Origin of the sequence: Rhizobium sp. SYY.PMSO, from assembly GCF_046840415.1 — a bacterium.
Taxonomy (GTDB): Bacteria; Pseudomonadota; Alphaproteobacteria; order Rhizobiales; family Rhizobiaceae; genus Rhizobium.
The window spans coordinates 856,187-875,477 of the sequence record NZ_CP177350.1 but is presented as its reverse complement, the minus strand read 5'-3'; the positions used below and the strand labels follow the sequence as shown (position 1 = coordinate 875,477).

The 19,291-nt window shown below is 62.0% G+C and carries 18 protein-coding genes; 11 read left to right on the top strand and 7 right to left on the bottom strand.

Annotation, left to right across the window (positions count from 1 at the left end):
- On the top strand, window positions 1-1,368 hold the full coding sequence (locus ACJJVH_RS22450; protein WP_412066172.1) for a cytochrome P450: 1,368 nt from the start codon (window positions 1-3) through the stop codon (window positions 1,366-1,368).
- A 51-nt stretch (window positions 1,369-1,419) separates the two neighbouring features.
- Here the strand turns inward: ACJJVH_RS22450 and ACJJVH_RS22445 are convergent, their stop codons facing one another.
- Complete coding sequence (locus ACJJVH_RS22445) at window positions 1,420-2,457, bottom strand: dipeptidase (protein ID WP_412066171.1); 1,038 nt, start codon at window positions 2,455-2,457, stop codon at window positions 1,420-1,422.
- Between the two features lie 212 nt (window positions 2,458-2,669).
- Between ACJJVH_RS22445 and ACJJVH_RS22440 the strand changes: the two genes are divergently transcribed.
- The 7 genes from ACJJVH_RS22440 to ACJJVH_RS22410 all read left to right on the top strand — a co-directional run bounded on the left by ACJJVH_RS22440 (window position 2,670) and on the right by ACJJVH_RS22410 (window position 10,236).
- The gene (locus ACJJVH_RS22440) at window positions 2,670-4,268 is read left to right on the top strand and encodes an ABC transporter substrate-binding protein (RefSeq protein ID WP_412066170.1); all 1,599 of its coding nucleotides are present in this window, start codon (window positions 2,670-2,672) and stop codon (window positions 4,266-4,268) included.
- Window positions 4,265-5,278, top strand: a complete 1,014-nt coding sequence (locus tag ACJJVH_RS22435; RefSeq protein WP_412066169.1) for an ABC transporter permease — start codon at window positions 4,265-4,267, stop codon at window positions 5,276-5,278. The genes ACJJVH_RS22440 and ACJJVH_RS22435 overlap by 4 nt, the downstream gene beginning before the upstream one ends.
- The gene (gene nikC, locus ACJJVH_RS22430) at window positions 5,275-6,177 is read left to right on the top strand and encodes a nickel transporter permease (protein ID WP_113357413.1); all 903 of its coding nucleotides are present in this window, start codon (window positions 5,275-5,277) and stop codon (window positions 6,175-6,177) included. The genes ACJJVH_RS22435 and nikC overlap by 4 nt, the downstream gene beginning before the upstream one ends.
- 3 nt (window positions 6,178-6,180) lie before the next feature.
- Window positions 6,181-7,008 carry an ABC transporter ATP-binding protein gene (locus ACJJVH_RS22425; protein WP_112799740.1) on the top strand — a complete coding sequence of 276 codons (828 nt, stop codon included), beginning with the start codon at window positions 6,181-6,183 and terminating at the stop codon, window positions 7,006-7,008.
- The gene (locus tag ACJJVH_RS22420) at window positions 7,005-7,754 is read left to right on the top strand and encodes an ABC transporter ATP-binding protein (RefSeq protein WP_112799738.1); all 750 of its coding nucleotides are present in this window, start codon (window positions 7,005-7,007) and stop codon (window positions 7,752-7,754) included. The genes ACJJVH_RS22425 and ACJJVH_RS22420 overlap by 4 nt, the downstream gene beginning before the upstream one ends.
- A 19-nt stretch (window positions 7,755-7,773) precedes the next feature.
- Window positions 7,774-9,282 (top strand): serine hydrolase domain-containing protein, encoded by a 1,509-nt coding sequence (locus ACJJVH_RS22415; protein WP_412066168.1) that lies wholly within the window; start codon window positions 7,774-7,776, stop codon window positions 9,280-9,282.
- A gap of 69 nt (window positions 9,283-9,351) precedes the next feature.
- The gene (locus tag ACJJVH_RS22410; RefSeq protein WP_162751276.1) at window positions 9,352-10,236 is read left to right on the top strand and encodes a LysR substrate-binding domain-containing protein; all 885 of its coding nucleotides are present in this window, start codon (window positions 9,352-9,354) and stop codon (window positions 10,234-10,236) included.
- Between the two features lie 83 nt (window positions 10,237-10,319).
- Here ACJJVH_RS22410 and ACJJVH_RS22405 read toward each other — a convergent pair whose 3' ends face one another.
- Window positions 10,320-11,186: a D-amino-acid transaminase gene (locus ACJJVH_RS22405; protein ID WP_412066167.1), complete on the bottom strand. Its 867-nt coding sequence runs from the start codon at window positions 11,184-11,186 to the stop codon at window positions 10,320-10,322.
- 36 nt (window positions 11,187-11,222) lie between these two features.
- Window positions 11,223-12,269, bottom strand: coding sequence for a P1 family peptidase (locus tag ACJJVH_RS22400; RefSeq protein WP_412066166.1), 1,047 nt, complete (start codon window positions 12,267-12,269; stop codon window positions 11,223-11,225).
- Window positions 12,270-12,817: 548 nt separating this feature from the next.
- Between ACJJVH_RS22400 and ACJJVH_RS22395 the strand changes: the two genes are divergently transcribed.
- Both ACJJVH_RS22395 and ACJJVH_RS22390 read left to right on the top strand, forming a co-directional pair.
- Complete coding sequence (locus tag ACJJVH_RS22395) at window positions 12,818-13,921, top strand: helix-turn-helix domain-containing protein (RefSeq protein ID WP_112799731.1); 1,104 nt, start codon at window positions 12,818-12,820, stop codon at window positions 13,919-13,921.
- A 373-nt stretch (window positions 13,922-14,294) separates the two neighbouring features.
- Window positions 14,295-14,516: a hypothetical protein gene (locus ACJJVH_RS22390; RefSeq protein ID WP_112799729.1), complete on the top strand. Its 222-nt coding sequence runs from the start codon at window positions 14,295-14,297 to the stop codon at window positions 14,514-14,516.
- Window positions 14,517-15,127: 611 nt separating this feature from the next.
- On the opposite strand, the gene ACJJVH_RS22385 is transcribed toward ACJJVH_RS22390, so the two are convergent.
- The 4 genes from ACJJVH_RS22385 to ACJJVH_RS22370 form a co-directional block, all read right to left on the bottom strand.
- The gene (locus ACJJVH_RS22385; RefSeq protein WP_412066165.1) at window positions 15,128-15,502 is read right to left on the bottom strand and encodes a hypothetical protein; all 375 of its coding nucleotides are present in this window, start codon (window positions 15,500-15,502) and stop codon (window positions 15,128-15,130) included.
- Window positions 15,503-15,662: 160 nt separating this feature from the next.
- Window positions 15,663-16,088, bottom strand: a complete 426-nt coding sequence (locus ACJJVH_RS22380) for a hypothetical protein (RefSeq protein ID WP_412066164.1) — start codon at window positions 16,086-16,088, stop codon at window positions 15,663-15,665.
- Window positions 16,089-16,205: 117 nt separating this feature from the next.
- Entirely contained in the window at window positions 16,206-16,997 is a 792-nt protein-coding gene (locus ACJJVH_RS22375) for a hypothetical protein (protein ID WP_412066163.1), read from the bottom strand.
- A gap of 177 nt (window positions 16,998-17,174) precedes the next feature.
- Window positions 17,175-18,212, bottom strand: a complete 1,038-nt coding sequence (locus tag ACJJVH_RS22370) for a LacI family DNA-binding transcriptional regulator (RefSeq protein ID WP_412066162.1) — start codon at window positions 18,210-18,212, stop codon at window positions 17,175-17,177.
- 209 nt (window positions 18,213-18,421) lie between these two features.
- Between ACJJVH_RS22370 and ltnD the strand changes: the two genes are divergently transcribed.
- Entirely contained in the window at window positions 18,422-19,288 is an 867-nt protein-coding gene (ltnD, locus tag ACJJVH_RS22365; protein ID WP_412066204.1) for an L-threonate dehydrogenase, read from the top strand.
- The last annotated feature ends 3 nt before the right edge of the window (window positions 19,289-19,291 follow it).

Sequence of the window (19,291 nt, the reverse complement as noted above, 5' to 3'; positions counted from 1 at the left end):
ATGAATGCAAGCGTGAATGCTGCCGATCTCTCGCAGACGACGTTTCCCCTCACCCCGCGCTCGATGCCGCATGTCCTGCTTTCGCTGATCCGCAATCCGCTCGACGCTCTTCCGCCGGAGGTCTTCACCGAGCCGGTCGTTTTCACCAAAGTCGGCGGAAAGCTGCGGGTCTATCTCACCGACCCGGAGCTCATTTATCAGGCATTGGTGCGCAACTCCGATGCGCTCGGCAAAGGCGAGGACGTTCGCCGTGTACTGGGCCCCGCGCTCGGCAGCGGCATCCTGACCTCGGACGGCGCCCATTGGAAATGGCAGCGCCAATCTGTGGCCGGTGCCTTTCGCCACGAAAAGCTTCTGGAACTGCAGCCGGCCATGATCGCAGCGGCCGGGCGAAGGCGCGACCTCTGGCTCGCCGGCAAGAACGGCCCTCTCGACCTATGCCAGGAAATGATGCGCACGACCTTCGATATTATCGTCGAGACGATGATGTCGGGCGGCGATGGCATCGATGTCGACAAGGTCGAGCGCAATATCACCAACTATCTCAAGCCGACCGGCTGGAAATTCGCGCTCGGCCTGCTCGGCTTGCCGGACTGGATGCCTCATCCCGGCAAGGAAAAGGCCCGATCGGCCGTCATTTTCCTGCGGGCAACCCTCGGCGCGGTGATTGCCGAACGGCGGCGCAGCGGCAAGGAGCGGAGCGATCTGGTTTCCATGCTCCTTGGCGCCGCCGACCCTGAAACCGGCCGCATGATGAACGACGAGGAGGTCATCGACAATCTGATGACCTTCATTACCGCTGGGCATGAAACGACGGCGCTAGGCCTTGCCTGGACCTTCCATCTGCTTGCCCGCCATCCCGACTGCCAGGCACGGCTGTTCGAAGAAATCTCGACGGTGACGGGCGGCGGACCGCTGCTTGGCGAGCATGTCGCCAAGCTCATCTATGCCAGACAGATCTTTTCCGAAGCCATGCGTCTCTATCCGCCGGCGCCGATCATCTCGCGCGCGGTGGTGCGCGAATTCACCATCGGCGCGCATACCATTCCCGCCGGCACCATCATCTATGTGCCGATTTACGCCGTGCATCGCCATGCGGATCTGTGGGAGGACCCGCAGCTCTTCGAGCCCGACCGCTTCGAGCCGGAAACGGCAAGAAATCGCCATCGCTATGCCTTCATGCCCTTCGGGGCCGGGCCGCGCGTCTGTATCGGCAATGCCTTTGCGATGATGGAGGCGGTCGCGATCCTCGCCGTCCTGTTGCAGAAGTTCCGCGTAACCGGCTCGAACGAAGCTTCGCCCAAGCCGGTCATGAAGGTCACGTTACGCCCGATGCATCCGCTGTCGATCAATCTCATCGAGCGATAGGCCACCGGGCCGCCTGCCCTGCGCCGGGCAGAAACGACACGATATCTTCTCTCAGCCGCCCCATGTCCGTTCGAGGACACGAACCCAGTTCTGATGGGCGATCTTCGCGATCGCCTGGTCGTCGAACCCATGCGTGCGCAGGGCGTCGATCAGCTTCGGCAAGCCGCTCGCGTCGCCGAGCGACGCCGGAATGGTCGTGCCATCGAAATCGGAACCGAGCGCGACATGCTCGATGCCGATCCGCTCGGCGATGTAGGCGACGTGCCGGACGAGGACGTCAAGCGGCGTGTCCGTGTTCCTCACGCCGTCGTCGCGCAGGAACAGCACGCCGAAATTGATGCCGACCAGACCGCCGGTATCGCGGATCGCGTCGAGCTGCCTGTCGGTCAGGTTACGGCTGTGCGGGCTGAGCGCATGCGCATTGGAATGCGAGGCGACCAGCGGCGCATCCGAGAGCTTCGAGATATCCCAGAACCCCTGCTCGTTCATGTGCGAGAGATCGATCATGATCCTGAGCTCATTGCACGCGCGGATCAGATCCTTGCCGGCATCCGTCAGGCCGGGTCCAATATCCGGTGTCGAGGGGAAACGGAAAGGCACGCCATAGGCAAAGACGTTCGGGCGGCTCCACACAGGCCCAAGCGTGCGCAGGCCGGCCTCATGCAGGACGTAAAGCGCATCGAGATCGGCCGCGACCGCTTCTGCTCCCTCGATGTGGAATACGGCGGCGAACTGGCCGTCGGCGATCGACTGCCTGATATCGGCGGCCGAGCGGCAGACCTTGACGGCCCCTTCGGACCGAGCCTCGATCGCGAGAAGAAGCCGGGCCATCGCCAGGGTTTCGTTCAGCGCGTCGGCCTGGGCAGGCGTTGGAAAATCGCCGTTTTCCGGCTTCGGCTGATCGGGCGATGGAATGAATATGGCGCAGAGCCCGCCTGCGAGACCGCCGCGGCGCGCGCGGGGCAGATCGATATGCCCGGCAGCTTCGCCATTCAGGAAAGCGTTGACGGAATTCAAGCCGCCCCGGCGCAGCCGAAGCAGCACGTCGTTGTGGCCATCGAAGACGGGAATTATCGAGGATTCAGTCATGTCTCATTCCAAAAACTGCAGTTGATCACTGGGTAAGCAAGCTTGGCGGGATGGGCAAATGCAAACCGCGCATAGGGTCTGCGAAAAACGGAATTAGTCGCTTGCAAGAGGCGCTGTTAAAGAACTCCGCGAAAATACGGTATCGGTCGAGCCATGCAAGCCTTGTCTGCTTGCCATAACGCCGCTGCCGAAAGAGTGAAAGGGGATTTCGCATGGTTTCCAGACGCCAGTTTCTTATCGGCAGCGCAACGCTGCCCTTCCTGTCCTATCTCGATCTTGCGCAGTCGGCATTTGCCGCGACGCCGAAAGACATCCTTGTCGTCGCGCAGCAGCTCGACAACATGACGAGCCTCGATCCCCATGAGAGCTTCGAGGCCGTCGGCGGCGAAGTCATCAGCAACATGTACCAGAAGCTGGTGCACCCCAACACCGACGATCCCTCCAAGGTCGATCCGGCGCTGGCCGCATCCTGGCAGGCCGATGCCGACAGCAAGGTGTTTACGTTCAAGCTCGCCAAGGCCAATTTCGCAAGCGGCTCGCCGGTGACGGCCGAAGACGCCGCCTTCTCGCTGCATCGCGCGATCAAGATGAACAAGGGCGCCGCCTTCATCATCAACCAGTTCGGCTTCACGCCGGAAAACGTCGAAAGCCGCATCGTCGCCACCGACGCCGAAACGCTGACGCTGACGACGGAGAAGCCGACCGCGATCGCCTTCCTGCTCTATTGCCTCTCCGCCAATATCGCCGCAATCGTCGAAAAGAAGGTGGTGCTTGCCAATGAGGCCAATGGCGACATCGGCAATGCCTGGCTGCAGAAGAACAGCGCCGGCTCGGGCAGCTTCCAGCTGCAGGCATGGAAGGCGAGCGAGTCCGTATCGCTCACCCTCAACCCCCATGGTCCCTACAAGGGCAATCTGAAGCGGGTCATCCTGCGCCATGTCACCGACCCGGCCTCCCAGCTTCTGATGCTGAAGAAGGGCGATGTCGACATCGCCCGCGACCTGACCTCCGAGCAGCTTCGCACCATCCAGAACGACGCGGATTTCACGCTGGTCACGAAGAGCATCGCCGCGCTGGTGCTGATTTCCCTCAACCAGGGCGTTGCGAACCTGGCCAAGCCGCAGGTCTGGCAGGCCGTGAAGTGGGCGCTCGACTACAAGGGCATGCAGGAAAACATCGTGCCCTTGACCCACAAGGTTCATCAGAGCTTCGAGCCGGAAGGCTTCCCGGCAGCCATCAGCGACACGCCGTTCCAGAAGGATGTGGCAAAGGCGAAGGCCCTGATGGCCGAAGCCGGGCTTGCCGACGGTTTCGAGGTGACGATGGATCACTACTCCAACCAGCCTTATCCCGACCTTGCCCAGGCCATTCAGGCAAACCTCGCCGAGATCGGCATTCGCGTGAAGCTGCAGGCGGCCGAGAACCGGCAGGTGCTGACCAAGATGCGCGCCCGCCAGCATGAAATGGCGCTGTCCTCCTGGGGTACGGATTACTTCGATCCCAATTCCAATGGCGAAGTCTTCACCATCAACAAGGACAATTCCGACGACGCCAAGAGCAAGCCGTTCCTTTGGCGCTCGCGCTACAAGAACGACGACTTCGCCGCCAAGGCCGAAGCCGCCCGCGACGAAAAGGACCCCGCCAAGCGCATCGCGCTCTACGAGGAACTGCAGCGCGAGCACATGCAGAACAGCCCCTTCGTCTTCATGTTCCAGTGGATGAAGACGGCGGCATGCCGCAAGGGCGTCTCCGGCTTCCAGCTCGGGGCTCTTTCGGAAGCCAACTCCTATGAGGAGACCATCAAGGCTTGACCCGTCGGATCAAATCCTTCACCGCCATCCTGAGCAGCGTCGTGCTGACGTTGCTCGGGTTGACGGTCGTCACCTTCCTCATCGGCCGCGTCATGCCGGTCGATCCGGTCATTGCCGCCGTCGGCGACAATGCGCCGGAGGCGGTTATTGCACGCGTGCGCTCGGAAATGGGCCTCGACCAGCCCCTTCCGATCCAGTTCCTGCATTATCTGAGCCAGCTGCTGCATGGCGATCTCGGCATGTCCGTGCTGACGAAGAACCCGGTTTCGCAGGACATTGCCCGCTTCTTTCCGGCAACTTTCGAGCTTGCAACCGCAGCGCTCATCCTTGCCGCCGTCATCGGCATTCCACTGGGTGTATGGGCCGCAGTCCGTCAGGGGTCGATTACCGATCAGATCATCCGCGTGGTCTGCCTTGCTGGCCATTCGATCCCGGTTTTCATGCTGTCGCTGATTTCGCTGCTCGTCTTCTATTCGGCCCTCGGCCTCGCGCCGGGACCGGGACGGCAGGATATCATCTATGACGGGATGATCGAGCCCGTCACCGGCTTGCTGTCGATCGACACGCTGCTTGCCGGCGATCTCGACGCCTTCCGCGATGCGCTCGCCCACATGGCTCAGCCCGTCTGCATCCTTGCCTATTTCAGCATGGCCTATATCGCCCGCATGACGCGCGCCTTCATGATCGACGCCATGAAGGGCGAATTCGTGACGACGGCGCGTGCCAAGGGCCTATCGCTTGCACGGGTAATCTGGGGACATGCCTTCCCTACCGTTGCCGTGCAGCTCGTCACCGTGCTGGCGCTCACCTATGCCGGCCTGCTGGAAGGCGCGGTCGTGACGGAAACGGTCTTTTCCTGGCCCGGCATCGGGCAATATCTGACCGCCTCCCTTCTCAACGGCGACATGAACCCGGTGGTCGGCACCACGCTCCTGATCGGCATCATCTATGTCGGATTGAACCTCGTCGCCGATCTTCTCTACCGTCTGCTGGATCCAAGGGTGCGATGATGCTGGCAACTTTTCGCAATTGGGCGCTCGACGAGTCCCCCGCATCCCGACGACAGGCAGCCTGGGGCAATCGCTATCGCATCTGGCTCGGATTGAAGGGCAACGCCCTCGGCATGATCGGCCTTTCGATCATCCTGCTGTTCATTCTGCTCGCGCTTTTCGCGCCCTGGCTCGCCACGCATGATCCGGCAACGCAGGATCTGGCAAACCGGCTCGCGCGGCCGAGTGCGGCGCATTGGCTCGGCACCGACGAGCTCGGACGCGATATCTATTCCCGCCTCCTCTATGGCGGGCGCGTCACCCTCGGCATGGTCATCGCCGTCGTGGTCCTCGTCGCGCCGATCGGCCTCGCCATCGGCTGCATCGCCGGCTATTTCGGCGGCATTGTCGATACGGCGCTGATGCGCCTGACCGACATCTTCCTCGCCTTTCCGCGGCTGGTGCTGGCGCTCGCCTTCGTGGCAGCCTTGAAGCCCGGCGTGGAAAGCGCCGTGCTGGCGATCGCGCTCACCGCCTGGCCTCCTTATGCCCGGCTGGCGCGCGCCGAAACGCTGACCGTGCGCAGCGCCGATTTCATCGCCGCCTATCGTCTCACGGGCGCCTCGTCCTGGCGCATCATCATGCGGCATATTGCGCCGCTATGCCTGCCGACCCTGATCGTCCGCGTGACGCTAGACATGAGCTCCATCATCATAACGGCTGCGAGCCTCGGCTTCCTCGGCATGGGCGCACAGCCGCCATCGCCGGAATGGGGCGCGATGATCGCAACGGCGAAGCGCTTCATCTTCGAGCAATGGTGGGTCGCAACGATCCCCGGCGTCGCGATCTTTCTCGTCTCGCTCGCCTTCAACTTCCTTGGCGACGCATTGCGCGACGTGCTCGATCCGAAGGGGAACTGATCCATGCTGGTCGAGATCGACAATCTGCGCATCGGCTTCAAGACGCGGACGGGCTTCGCTCCTGCGGTCAAGGGCGTTTCACTCCGTCTTGGCGCCGAAAAGCTCGGCATCGTCGGCGAAAGCGGCTCCGGCAAGAGCCTGACGGCGCGTGCGCTGATGAAGCTGCTGCCCAAACAGACGCGCATCGAAGCGGACAAGCTCGCCTTCGACGGCATCGACATCTTGTCCGCCAGCGAAAAGCAGATGCGGACCATCCGCGGCAAACGGGCGGGCTTCATCCTTCAGGACCCGAAATACTCGCTCAATCCCGTCAAGACCATCGGCAATCAGGTCGCCGAAGCCTGGCGCACGCATAAGGGCGGCAGCCGGCGGGAAGCGGCGGAGGCCGCCGCCAACCTGCTGGAGCAGGTCAAGATCCGCAATCCCAAGGCCGTCGCCGCCTCCTATCCGCACGAGGTTTCGGGCGGCATGGGCCAGCGCGTCATGATCGCCATGATGCTGGCGCCGGACCCCGAGCTGCTCATTGCCGACGAGCCCACGAGCGCACTGGACGCGTCGGTGCAGGCCGAGATCCTGCGGCTGATCGAAGAGCTGGTCTCCGAACGGTCCATGGGGCTGCTGCTCATCAGCCATGACCTGCCGCTCGTCTCGCATTTCTGCGATCGGGTCGCGGTCATGTATGCCGGGCGCGTCATGGAAGAGTTGCAGGCCTCGGAGCTGCTGTCAGCCGCTCACCCTTATACGCGCGGCCTTTTGAACTGCATTCCTTCGCTCACGCATCCGAAAGAACGGCTGCCCATTCTCGAACGCGATCCGGAGTGGCTGAAATGACGATAGAAATCGATAATCTGCGGATCCGCTTCGGCGAGCGTGAGGTCGTCAAGGGCGTTTCGTTCCAGGTGCCGGAAGGCGGCAGCTTCGGCATCGTCGGCGAAAGCGGCTCGGGCAAATCGACCGTCTTGCGCGCCATGGCCGGCCTGAACACCAGCTGGATGGGGCGCATCGCCTTCAACGGCGAAGACGCTCCGCAACGCCGCACGCCGGATTTTTTCCGCAAGGTGCAGATGGTGTTCCAGGACCCCTATGGATCGCTGCATCCCCGCCAGACCATCGACCGCATTCTGAGCGAGCTGCCGCTCGTTCACCGCATGGGCGACATCGATCGGCGCATCGGTGCTGCGCTTTCCGATGTCGCCCTGCCACAGAGCGCCCGCTTCCGATATCCGCACCAGCTTTCCGGCGGCCAGCGCCAGCGCGTCGCCATCGCCCGGGCGCTGATTGCGGAGCCGAAGATCCTGCTGCTGGACGAGCCAACCAGCGCGCTCGACGTCTCCGTTCAGGCCGAGATCCTCAATCTGCTTTCCGACCTGCGGGCGGAGAGAAAACTCACCTACGTCATGGTCAGCCACAATCTCGGCGTGATCGCCCATCTCTGCACCGAGGTCGGCGTGATGATCGATGGCCTGATGGTCGAGCAGGTCACGTCCGACAATCTGCGGCGCGGCAACGTTAGCCATCCCCACACGCAGGAACTGCGTCGGCTGAGCGTCGAGTTCGAGGAAGCGGAACCGGTCTAACTGTATTTGCGAGGCATGCATGTCTGAAGCGGCAAACTGGAAGGCAGCGCAAGCAAGCGCGGCGAGATTCACGCAGGATTGGGGCAGCGACGAGCCGGGCGGCGCCGTCATCGGCTTCGACATCGATGGCATTCGCTTTGCGGAAGCGGGCGGGGTGGAAAGCCTGTCGACCCTGGCACCCTTCACCGCCGCCAGCGTCGTGCGTTACGCATCGGTGACGAAGCACGCCTTCTGCGCCATGGTGCTCGCCCATTCCGACAAGATCGGTCTCGACGATCCCCTTGGTCGACATCTGCCGGAATTGCAATCCGCGTTTCGCGACGTCACTGTCGGCCGCGCCCTCGACATGAGCGGAGGCCTGCCCGACACGCGCGAATGTCTCTCGCTGCTTGGGCTTTCGGTCTACACCGAAACCAAGGCGGGACCGCTGCTCGAATTCCTCGAGCGGCAGACGCGCCTGAATTATGAGGCCGGCACGGAGGTTTCCTACTCCAATACGGGATACCGGCTGGTGGAAGCCGCACTTGAGCGACAGGGCGTTTTCTTCCGCGATTATGTCCGCGAACACGGCGCACAGGCGGGCGCGGTTCTGGATGCGCCGGATGTGTGGAACGACCCCGTCGTCGGACTTGTGCCGGGATATTGGCGCGATGGCGAGCGCTGGCAGCTTTCCGCCGCCGGCCTGCATATTTCCGCCTCCGGCAGCATGACCGGCAGCGGTGAAAGCCTTGCCAGATGGCTGATCGCGCTGCTTGGCGACAGCGGATCCTTTGCCGGGCTGCTCGAACAACTGTCGGCGCCGCGTCAGCTTGCCGACGGCAGGCTAAGCGGCTACGGCCTGGGCCTGCGACGCAGCCTGCTCGGCAACCGGACCTTCATAGGACATGGCGGCTCCCACCCCGGCTACAAAAGCTACTTTCTGCTCGATCCGGATCGAAAAACCGGACTCGTGGTCGTGTCGAACCGCGAAGATGCGAATGGTTACAAAATCGCGCTCGAAACCATGGCTGCATTGACGGGCGCCCCCCTGCCCCGCCCTTCGACCGCCTTGCGCGACGGCACCTATGTCACGGAGAGCGGCCCCTGGTGGATCAAGGTTGCGGGCAGCACCGTGACCTACCTCGACGCCGACGAAACCGTTTACGAGGATGAAGGCGGCTGGGTTTCTTCCCGCTCGGCCTCCGCGCCGATGCGCCTGTCGATGGAGGGAGAAGCGATCGTCGGCGAAATCGGTCATGCCCGCCGTCGCTTGCTGCCCGTCGAAAAGCAGGAGATTCCCGCCTCTCTGTCCGGTGCGTGGACATCGCCGGAAGGCGCCCGCTTCGAGATCGAAGACGGCGAGGTCGTCATGGGTATCGGGCCGGTACGCCACCGCATGCCTTTGCACGCGCTCGGCGGCGGCCGCTTTCTGTTCACGCTCAAGGACGGCCCGTGGACCAAGCGCGTCTGCCTCCATCTTCTGGAGCAGGACAGGCTGGAACTGGTGCTCGCCCGCGCCCGAATGATCGAATATCGCCGCGCAAGCTGATTGCATTCCCCGCTCATTCGGGCCAAGGAGAAACCGGTTTTGACAGCCGGTTTCTTTCGGGAGCTTCGAGTGGAAGTTAAATGGCTTGAAGATTTTCTGGCGCTGGCGCGCACGCTGAACTTTTCAAAGGCCGCCGATGAGCGCCATGTGACGCAATCCGCCTTCAGCCGCCGCATCCGGCAGCTGGAAGGCTGGGTCGGCACCAGCCTGATCGACAGGGCGACCTATCCATCGCGGCTGACGGCTGCAGGCGAACGCTTCGTGCCGGTGGCGGAGCAGACGCTGCACGCGCTCTACCAGGCCCGGCGCAATCTCCAGCACGAGGACGGCACGGATGCGCGCACCGTGACCCTGACCGCATTGCACACCCTGTCCTTCACCTTCTTTCCCGATTGGCTCAGCCGGCTCAATGCGCGCATAGGACCCGTGGTCTCGCATCTGCGCCCGGATTCAGGCAGCATGGAAGAAAACCTGAACTCCCTGATCGATGGCGACAGCGACTTTCTCCTCACCTACCAGCATCCGCATGTGCCGATGCTGCTCGACCCGCAGTTCGAGCATCATACGCTCGGCCGCGAAACCATCCTGCCGGTCAGCGCGGCGGATGCCGATGGTGCGCCGGCGCATCGGATCGAGCCGGGCTTTTCCCATGTCAGTTACCAAAAGACATCCTTCTTTGGGCAGCTGGTCGCGGGCGCCTTCGGCGAACGCCTGCCCGCCGAAAACCGCGTGCATGTCGGCAGCATGTCGGTTGGCTTGAAGGGCATGGCGGCTGCCGGCTTCGGGCTCGCCTGGATCCCGGAAAGCCTCGTCATAGCGGAACTTGCCGATGGCCGGCTGGTGCGCGCAGCGGATGCGGACTGGAATATCGACGTGGAAATCCGCCTCTACCGCTCACGCGAGAATCGCCGTCCGATCGTCGGGCGCATCTGGTCGATGCTCGACAAGCCCTGACGATCGGGAGCAGGCAGGCGCGGCAGGTTCAGAGCGGTTCTGCGTTTCATGGAACGCTCTATCTCTTTTTTCCCGGAATGACCCTAGATCGCGGTGCGCCGGGCGTTTTCCATGTAGAGCGCACGCAGGCGCCGGAACATCGGGCCAGGCTTTCCATCGCCGATCGCGGCACCATCGACATTGGTAATGGAAACGATGAAATTGGAGGCGCTCGTCAGCCAGACTTCCGCAGCGGCTTTCGCCTCGTCGACGGAAAAGGCCCGCTCCTCAAGCGCCAGCCCTTCCTCGCGCGCCAGTTCCAGCACGGCAAGCCGCGTGCAGCCGGGCAAGGTCGCATGGCTGTTGGCGCGGGTCACGATACGGCCGTCACGCGTGACGATATAAGCCGTCGAGGACGCGCCCTCCGTCACCATGCCATTCTCAATCAGCCAGGCTTCGTCGAAACCTTCCGCCCTGGCGGCGCGCTTGGCCAACACCTGCGGCAGCAGGCACACGGACTTGATGTCGCGTCGCGCCCAGCGCTGATCCGGCATGGACTTGACCTTGAGACCCTTTTCCACCGCAGCGACATGTTCGAGCGTCTTCTGCTGCGTGAAGATCACCAGCGTCGCCTGCAAATCCTCGGAGTAGAAGAAATTCCGGTCCTCGGCGCCGCGCGTGTACTGGAGATAGACCAAGCCTTCGGCAAGGTGGTTTTCCTCCACGAGACGCTTCTCGATCGCCACGATCTCGTCGGTCGTGATGGGCAGGCGGCCACCGATTTCCCCCACGCTGCGCTCCAGCCGCGCCATATGCAGGGCGCTGTCGATGAGCTTGCCATCCAGAACGGCCGTCACCTCGTAGATCCCGTCGCCAAAGAGGAAACCTCGGTCGAAAATGGACAGATGCGCCTCGTTTTCGGGCAGGAATGCACCGTTGACATAGACGGTGCGGATCGTCGCGGCAGTCATGAAAACTCCGTATGATTGGGGGCTGGAATCTGATGGTTAGCGAAGCGCCGGCAAAGGCAGGGTTATGGCATCGACGGTCGAGCTTCTGCCTGTCGCGGCATTGTAGCCCTCGGTCCGGGTCGCCATGGCGAGCGAGTTGAGGATCGCCTCTTCCGTGGCCTCGATCGCAGCCTCGAACAGCGGCGAGACGGCATCGTTGCCTAGAGCGGGCGAAACGCTGACGCCCTTGCGCCGCTCCGGCGTGCACCGCACGGCCTCCGCCGTGGAGAAGGCGAGCGCGTAGTCGCCGGAACCGTTGCTGAGTGCCGCGCCGGTGCGCGCCAGACCGCCGAAGCTGCGCCGCGCCAGACGCTCGAGATTGCGTGAACAGAGCGGTGCGTCCGTCGCCAGAATGATGACGATCGAGCCATCCTTGTCGTGCTCGGCCAGGGCGGCATAATCATGCCCGGCGATCATGAGATGGCCACCATAATTGGATTGCACGAGCACGCCCAGCCGGTAGGTCTCGGCACCGACCGGCACGAGACGAGAACTTGTGCCGATACCGCCCTTCAGCCCGAAGGCAACCGTTCCGGTTCCGGCGCCGACTGCGCCCTCTTCGACCGGGCCCGACCTTGCGGTCGCGATTGCCGACAGGACCTCATCGACGGTGGGGCGAGCGGCGCGGATGTCGTTGAGGCGGGAGTCGTTCGTTTCGCCGACCACGGCATTGATCGACACGACCTTCTCATTGCCGGGCTGGACGAGCGTATGGCGCACGATGGCCTCGATGCCTCGCCCGACGGCCAGCGTGTTCGTCAACACGATCGGCGTTTCGATCTCCCCCAGTTCGGTGATCTGGGTGGAGCCGGCCAATTTTCCGAAGCCATTGAAGACGGCAAATCCGGCTGGAACCTTGTCCTGGAACAGATTGCCACCATGCGGCAGAATCGCGGTGGCGCCCGTGCGCGTCCGCTCGCCTTCGCGGCATGTGGCATGGCCGACGCGCAAACCGTCGACATCGGTGATCGCGTTCAGTGGCCCGGGCTCGAAATGACCGAGGGCGAATCCAAACTCGCGTATTCTGTGGCGCTTGTGGTCCATGCGTGCTGTCTCATCAAATCGGCGCGACATTACTCCGCCGCGCAGCCGGAAGGCATAACAAAAACGGAATAGTTTCAGACCGGCTTTGCAAAAGTGCCCGCCATGCGCGGCTCCCGCCGGCATGCTGAATGGCGATTGGTCCATTGCCGGCCGTCGGCCGCTGCAAATGTGCCAGCACGACACGAATAAGCGCGACCTGCTATCATATTTTAGGGCAATTGCCGCGAGAATATGGGATTGATGACCCGCAAGGCTTGCCTTTTCGGATTCGCACTGCAAATGAAGCTTTGGTGTCATCAAAGAGCCGGGAATACGGTAAAGTCACCGCGCTCCGTTTCGCTGAAGAAGACAGCCCGAAGCAGGCTTGAGGCCTTATCATCGAGGCAGGGGACGGCCTTTTGCCGAAGTCATGGGCGACGACGTGACGGCGATGCTCTGTCCCGGTGGCATTCGAGGAGACCGGATTGGCTGATTTGCGACAAGAAGAGCGATCCGCATCTGTAGCGGTCGAAGCGGCGGAACGGCCATGGCGCAAGGACCGGAAATCCTTGCACGCGGAGCGGCGACGCTTCCCCCGACCGGAAAAAGCAGCTTCCGAGGAAGCATCGCTGCCACCGGCTTTGCAGCCGTTGCGGTTTTCCACGCGCGAGATGGAGCCTGCGGCCCAGTTTGTTGCGTGGCAGACCTATGTCGCGCCGCTGGTCGATATCCGCCTGCCCGACAATGTTTCGCAAGAAGCCGGTTTTCCGGCCGACCACACCGCCTGGAATCTCGGCGGCATGCTGATCGTTCAACAAGATACGCCTCCGCACAGCTACATGCGCTCGCAGGCGAAAGTGAAGGCGAACCTTCTCGATCACTGGCATATTTCCGTGCTTCGCAGTGGCCGAACCTGGTCGGAGGTCGATGGGCGGGTGCTGGAAGGCGAACCGGGCAAGGTGGAACTGCGCTCGCTCGGACATCCTTTTCGGGGGCGTTCGACTGAGGCGAAAACTCTCTCGCTCTTCCTGCCGCGTGAATTGCTGTTCGATGTTCCCGCCCCCGTCGAAATCGAGAACAACATCGCCCTTTCCGGGGTCTTCACCAGCATGCTGATCGAATATCTCGACAGCGTCGAAGGCAACCTCCCACGCTTTGCCGCCACAGATCTGCCGCATGTCGTCCAGACGGTGCGCAACATGATCGTGGCTTCCGTTTCGACCTCTGCGGCGCAATCGACAGGGGTGGAGCAGCACAGCACCCTTGCGGTCACGGAGCGCGTGCGGCGTTTTGTCGAAAGCAACCTCACCTCGGGCGATCTGACCGTGGAGCAGATATGCCGCGAGCTCGGAATATCCCGCACCAGGCTCTACCAGATCTTCGAGCAATATGGCGGCGTGCATCATTATATTCAGCGTCGTCGCCTCCTGTCGGCCCATGCCGCGCTTAGCGACCCCGCCAACCGCGAGCAGATCGTCGATATTGCCTTCGCCGTCGGATTTTCCTCGGCGGCACATTTCAGCCGGGCGTTCAGCAAGGAATTCGGCTACAGCCCGCGCGAGGCGAGAAACCTTACCATTCCGCGCTATATCGGACAGGTCGCCACGCCGACCTCGCCCGGCGGCGCGCACTCCTTCGAAGAGTGGCTGAACACTCTCGGCTACTATCACTAAAGTGGTTCCCGTGTTTCACGGAAGCGCCGAGCCGCTCTATCTCTTTGTTTTTGCGCGGTTTCGAACGGAAAACGACTGCGCACTTTCCCTGGCATTGCTCTAGACGCGGCGGATCCCGGCGTCTCGACAAGCATGAGGCCGGCCGCTTCGCGCGAGGCGAAGACGTAACCCACACCATTCCATCGAGAAGCCGCGCGGTCGCTATTCAGCGATTGCGAAAATGGACGCTGCTGCAAGTTTCCGGATGCACGGCTAACGACATGCGGTGCGTAACCTATTAAAAATGAAAGGGAATAGTCGTTTTGGCACCAAAGTCCCGGCGTTTGGCAAATGTACCCTGCGTCCGTCGAGGCAAGCTTTAGGGAACGTAGCAATGGTATCGACCCGCCAGACAATACAAATCAGCAAGCCGCAGCATCCGGTCAACGACTCCTACCGTGCAGTCGAGCGCGAAGAAGTCCTCGAAGTGGCCTTTCGCGATTTCATACAGATGGCGCTTGGCGCCGGCTGGAACGAACCCGAGGTCGCTTTGACCCTGGCCGATATTGCAGACGATTATGTCATGGCTCTCGCTGGGAGAGTTGCGGAAAAGTAGTGTCGCGTATGCGTACGTGCTCCGCAGGGGTGAGCACGGACGTCATCGGCAACTCCTCAGCATGCCGTCGGCGCCACCGCCCAACAAGAAGGCGGCACGCCGGCGGCATGGGTTTTGTCGGATAGCCGCAAGCACGTCTTCTTCATGCCGTGTTGCGGCCGGAGAGAACCTGAGGACTGCGGGTGGCGACGATGGCGTGAGGACAGCCTGACCGCCAATCCGAACGGGCCAGCCGACGGCGAACGATCCGCCCGACGTCACAATTCGGTGACAAAATCTCTTCAGCTACAGAGCCAAGCCATTCGACTCATCGGATCGCTTCTCTCACTGTCGTGAAATGCGCAAGAGCGCAGCCGGATGGGAGGCCTGGGGCCTGTACCGGCAATTCGCGGCCAGGCCCCGGACCGAGGCTCCGGAAATCTGAATATGCTCGGAACAGCACTCTTGTAAAAGCGAAATTCGCTGCCGCTTGAAAACGAGCGGCGAAATCACGGCAAAGCCTCGGAATAGCGGCAAGCCTATCTCTTTCAGCCAGCCGAAAGAATGTGTTGCCGCGAAGATAAGCGGAAGCCGATCCGCACTCGGCTTCCGCTTATGTCGTTTTTCGCGCGTCAATCGATAACCGGGCAACCGCGGCGATTGGCGAAGACCATGCGGTCCGGACCACCGTCATTCCAGCCGCGAACGACGATGCGTCGCCCGTTGCTGTCGACAGAATCGATGCGCCGGAAACCTTCCGCGCGTGCAGCCCGCATGAGGTCGCGCCGGCTGCAGCCGCGGTCGCGGTCACGATCCCAATCCCGGTCGCGATCACGGTCCCGTGGCGGGCCTCTCCAATCCCGGCCCTGATCACGCTGCCAGGGCGGTGGCGGTGCGTCGCCGTCATCGCCACCGTAATATTGCGCCGAAGCGACCGATGTCATCAGTTGCAAAGCGGCCAGCCCGATCACGGCGACGCGCGAAACTCGTACCAAACGTTCAAGCATTTCCTTACCCCCATTTCCTGTCTCATGGACAAGGAAGACATAGGCCGACTCGCCTGAACTCCGCCTGAACGCGCCCCAGCTCCGGTCGCCGCGCCCCGACAGGCACGAAATCTTTTCCGGCCGCCGCGGCGTAGCCCGACCCTCGGCGGATCGTTATCGGCTATCTGGATCTCGGCATTCTCGAGACAGGGTTCCGTCTTGACGACCCAGGACGAGGACGCGCGTTCATACGCTGAAACCGGTCTCCTTCATGCCAATCCGCGATGGCAGTCTGAACCGACTTCGAGAAGAGCATGGCGGCGGCAAGGCAATAAAGCAGCAGGATGATTGCGGCCTCGACGATCAACGGCAAAAATGCAAACCGAGCCTCGGGGCTGTCCTCATCCTCCGGCAGCAAACCGGGCAGGCCGAGCGCCATAGCCATAAGCGGCGAGACCAGGATCGCGGCAAAAGCCAGCCCGTGAAACCACAGGCGCAACCGGGGCAGCTTTCCCGCCGCCCAAAAGGCCAGAAGCGGAGCGCCGATATTGCATATCAGCCCAAGCAGAACGGCAATCTCCGTCGGCAGGATCGAATGGTCGTACATGATCGCCAATCCCCTTATTCTACCGAGATTAGTACCGTGTATGCGGAATGACAATCTGCTCGCATCTTGCCGTTAACGGCGCAAATTGGGAGTTCCGCCGCTCCGGATCGCTATCGGCTACTGCCACCAGGCCTCCCGCCTGTGCCACTTCAAATCGTTCCGGCGGCTCCTGCCGGCCAATTTCCTGTCCCCCTTCAGGTGATCCAGATAACCGCCCAGAACGCTGTTGATGAAGACATGCGTTTTTGTCAGTCTCGAGCCGAGACGCTTGAACCTTGCTTCCTTGTCGCTTTCCATCTGCTGAAGCACCTTCCAGAAGACGAAGCTGTCATGGCTTTCCTTCATCGTCAGGAAATATCCTGACGAATAAGCCGTCTCGAAACGGTCGGCAAAACTCGATATCGCGGGATGGCGAAGATTGTATCCCACCCATCCGCATTCAGGATAGATGCGCCTGTTAAGATAGGCGGCGAGCTCGTGGCCGCGCGGCGCGATGCCGTCGAGGAAGCTCTTCGGTAAGACCCTGTGCGTTACCGTATCGGCATCCAGCCATATCAGTTGATCGACCATGCCATGATAGCGCCGGATAGCATCGGCAACCGCGAAAACCTTGTTGGAGAAGCGCACGGCATCCCAGCGAAAATCCCGAACGAGCCCGTTGCGCGCCGGTCGATATCCATTGGCCTGCGGATTGTTGCCGTAGGCTTCGCGAAAAGCACGCAGCCGCGGCAAGACCTCGCAATGGTCGAACACCACAAGACGCCGATCCTTTTCCTCTATCTCGACATCTTCGGCATAGACAACCAGAGAAATATCCTTCGGCCAGCACTTGAGGAACGTCTCGATGCACTTCTTGCCGTATTCACGATAACCCTTCTCGTGAAAGGTGGTGACAACGATATGGCTCAATTCTTCCCGTCGCCACGGATTGAAAGGGAACATCGGCAATCGGACTCCATAGCAAGATAAACTTCTCGGCGGTCTATCCGATTGTTTTGCCCTGCCGGTTTCCGAATATTTCCAGCCTATGAAATTTGTGGGAAATCTTGTTGCCGAACGTAAGCCGCTGCCGCCTTGCCCGATCCGTCACGATGATTGGATTTGCTCCGTCCGGACAGCAGTATCGCGAGGATCGATGCCGATAATCGTCGGTTTGAACACAATCGTCTTTTCACGCGCATCGCCGCCGCGCGCCACCGCCTGGCGGACCAATTGCGCGGCGACCTGGCCGATGGCGCGCCTTGGCGAGCGGGATGTCGCGACCGGCGCCGGCAGGGAATTGACCAGATCCAGCCCATTGAAGCCGGCAATCAGGATCTGCCGGGGGACGACGACGCCCAGTTCCATGCAGGCGAACAGTCCGCCGCTCGCCATGTCGTCATTGGAATAATAGATGCAATCGATATCCGGCACAGCCGCGAGCATGGCCGTCGTCAACTGCTTTCCCAGCGCGATCGACGAAAAGGCATCGTCGATCCGTTGTTCGGCAAACCCCAGACCATGGGCGCGCAGTGCGCGCTCGAAGCCGGCTTTGCGTTTGCCCGCCCGCAAATCCCTCGCAAGCGCGCTGCCGACATAGCCGAAACGCCGGCGTCCGGCTGCGACAAGCGCCTCAGCCATGTCCTCTCCTGCCGCGCCATGCGAAAGCCCGACATTGAAATCGATGGGCGCGCCGTCGAGATCCATAAGCTGAATGACGGGAATATCGGCATGACGGAGCAGATCCACCGTCTCTTCCGGCTGGTCGAGGCCGGTGACGATGATGGCGCAGGGCTGCCAGGAGAGCATGTCGCGGATGATCTCGCGCTCCTTCGCCATGTCATAATCGGATATGCCGAATACGGCCTGCATGCCGGAACCGTCGAGGCCGGCGGAAATGCCGGCCAGGACCTCCGGAAAGACGATGTTCGACATGCTGGGAACGACGACTGCGACGAGGTTGGTGCGGCGGGAGGACAGGGAGAGCGCGAGCCTGTTGCCTACGTAGTTCATCCGCGTCGCCGCCTCGACGACCCTGTCGCGCGTCTCGGTGGAGACGTCGGCGGCACCGCGCAGGGCGCGCGAGGCCGTCATCTTGCTGACGCCGGCCTCGGTCGCGACTTCTTCCAGAGTGGGTTTGCGCATCCCCAAGCACCCCCCGATGAACAGCAGCGGCCCGCATGCCACCGCTCTTCTTCATAGGATGTTTCTTCGAAAAGGAAAACAGCCGCCCATTGACAATTACCGGGAAAATCGGCCATGTTATCGATACCGGTATCGGTAACATTTCCCAGATCGACAGAGGTAGAACCGTGCAGCAGACGAGGAAGGCAGCCGTGATCGGCTTGGGATCCATGGGTTGGGGCGCTGCCCTTTCCCTTCTCAAAGCGGGGTTTGCCGTTCACGGATGCGATGTCCGCAGCGAAGTGCTCGCCCGCCTCGCCGAGAACGGAGGCACATCCTGCATCACGCCCGCGTCCGCAGCCGGAGACGCGGACGTAATCCTTGTCTATGTCGTCAACAGCAAGCAGGTCGAAGAGGTCCTTTTCGGGCCGGATGGCGCGCTGGAGACCGCACGGCCGGCAACGGTCTTTCTGCTTTGCGCCACCATGGCCCCGAGCGCCACGAAAGCAATCGCCGAAAAACTGGAAGCGGCCGGCATGCTCGTCATCGATGCTCCTGTTTCCGGTGGTCATGTTCGCGCGCTGTCGGGCGAGATCACGGTCATGGCGTCCGGCGCACCCGAGGCTTTCGATCGCGCAGCCGGCGTCCTCGACGCCATTGCGGCCAAGGTGTTCCGGCTCGGGGATCGGGCCGGCCCCGGCTCTCAGGTTAAAATGATCAATCAGCTTCTTGCCGGCGTGCACATTGCCGCAACCGCCGAAGCCATGACGCTTGCCGCCAAGGCCGGCATCGACCTGAAGACGCTTTACGAGGTGATCCGCGTCTCCGCCGGGTCCTCCTGGATGTTCGAGAACCGCGGCGAGCACATCGTTTCCGGTGACTATACGCCGCGCTCGGCCGTTAACATCTTCGTCAAGGACCTTGGAATCGTGACATCGGAAGCCGAGACGGCAGGTGCCCTCACCCCGCTTGCCTCAGCGGCGCTCAGCCTGTTCACCGAGGCATCCGAAGCAGGCTTGGGCCTGGAGGATGACGCGGCCGTCGCAAAAATCCTGGCCCGCAAGAGCGGAGCCAGCCTGCCCGGCGTGCAGGAGTAGGCC

What these genes read in the sequence shown, in the direction of transcription:
- ACJJVH_RS22450 (WP_412066172.1), top strand. Translation starts at nt 1, where the DNA reads ATGAATGCAAGCGTGAATGCTGCCGATCTCTCGCAGACGACGTTTCCC.
- ACJJVH_RS22445 (WP_412066171.1), bottom strand. Translation starts at nt 2,457, where the DNA reads ATGACTGAATCCTCGATAATTCCCGTCTTCGATGGCCACAACGACGTG.
- ACJJVH_RS22440 (WP_412066170.1), top strand. Translation starts at nt 2,670, where the DNA reads ATGGTTTCCAGACGCCAGTTTCTTATCGGCAGCGCAACGCTGCCCTTC.
- nikC (WP_113357413.1), top strand. Translation starts at nt 5,275, where the DNA reads ATGATGCTGGCAACTTTTCGCAATTGGGCGCTCGACGAGTCCCCCGCA.
- ACJJVH_RS22425 (WP_112799740.1), top strand. Translation starts at nt 6,181, where the DNA reads ATGCTGGTCGAGATCGACAATCTGCGCATCGGCTTCAAGACGCGGACG.
- ACJJVH_RS22420 (WP_112799738.1), top strand. Translation starts at nt 7,005, where the DNA reads ATGACGATAGAAATCGATAATCTGCGGATCCGCTTCGGCGAGCGTGAG.
- ACJJVH_RS22415 (WP_412066168.1), top strand. Translation starts at nt 7,774, where the DNA reads ATGTCTGAAGCGGCAAACTGGAAGGCAGCGCAAGCAAGCGCGGCGAGA.
- ACJJVH_RS22405 (WP_412066167.1), bottom strand. Translation starts at nt 11,186, where the DNA reads ATGACTGCCGCGACGATCCGCACCGTCTATGTCAACGGTGCATTCCTG.
- ACJJVH_RS22400 (WP_412066166.1), bottom strand. Translation starts at nt 12,269, where the DNA reads ATGGACCACAAGCGCCACAGAATACGCGAGTTTGGATTCGCCCTCGGT.
- ACJJVH_RS22390 (WP_112799729.1), top strand. Translation starts at nt 14,295, where the DNA reads ATGGTATCGACCCGCCAGACAATACAAATCAGCAAGCCGCAGCATCCG.
- ACJJVH_RS22385 (WP_412066165.1), bottom strand. Translation starts at nt 15,502, where the DNA reads ATGCTTGAACGTTTGGTACGAGTTTCGCGCGTCGCCGTGATCGGGCTG.
- ACJJVH_RS22380 (WP_412066164.1), bottom strand. Translation starts at nt 16,088, where the DNA reads ATGTACGACCATTCGATCCTGCCGACGGAGATTGCCGTTCTGCTTGGG.
- ACJJVH_RS22370 (WP_412066162.1), bottom strand. Translation starts at nt 18,212, where the DNA reads ATGCGCAAACCCACTCTGGAAGAAGTCGCGACCGAGGCCGGCGTCAGC.
- ltnD (WP_412066204.1), top strand. Translation starts at nt 18,422, where the DNA reads ATGGGTTGGGGCGCTGCCCTTTCCCTTCTCAAAGCGGGGTTTGCCGTT.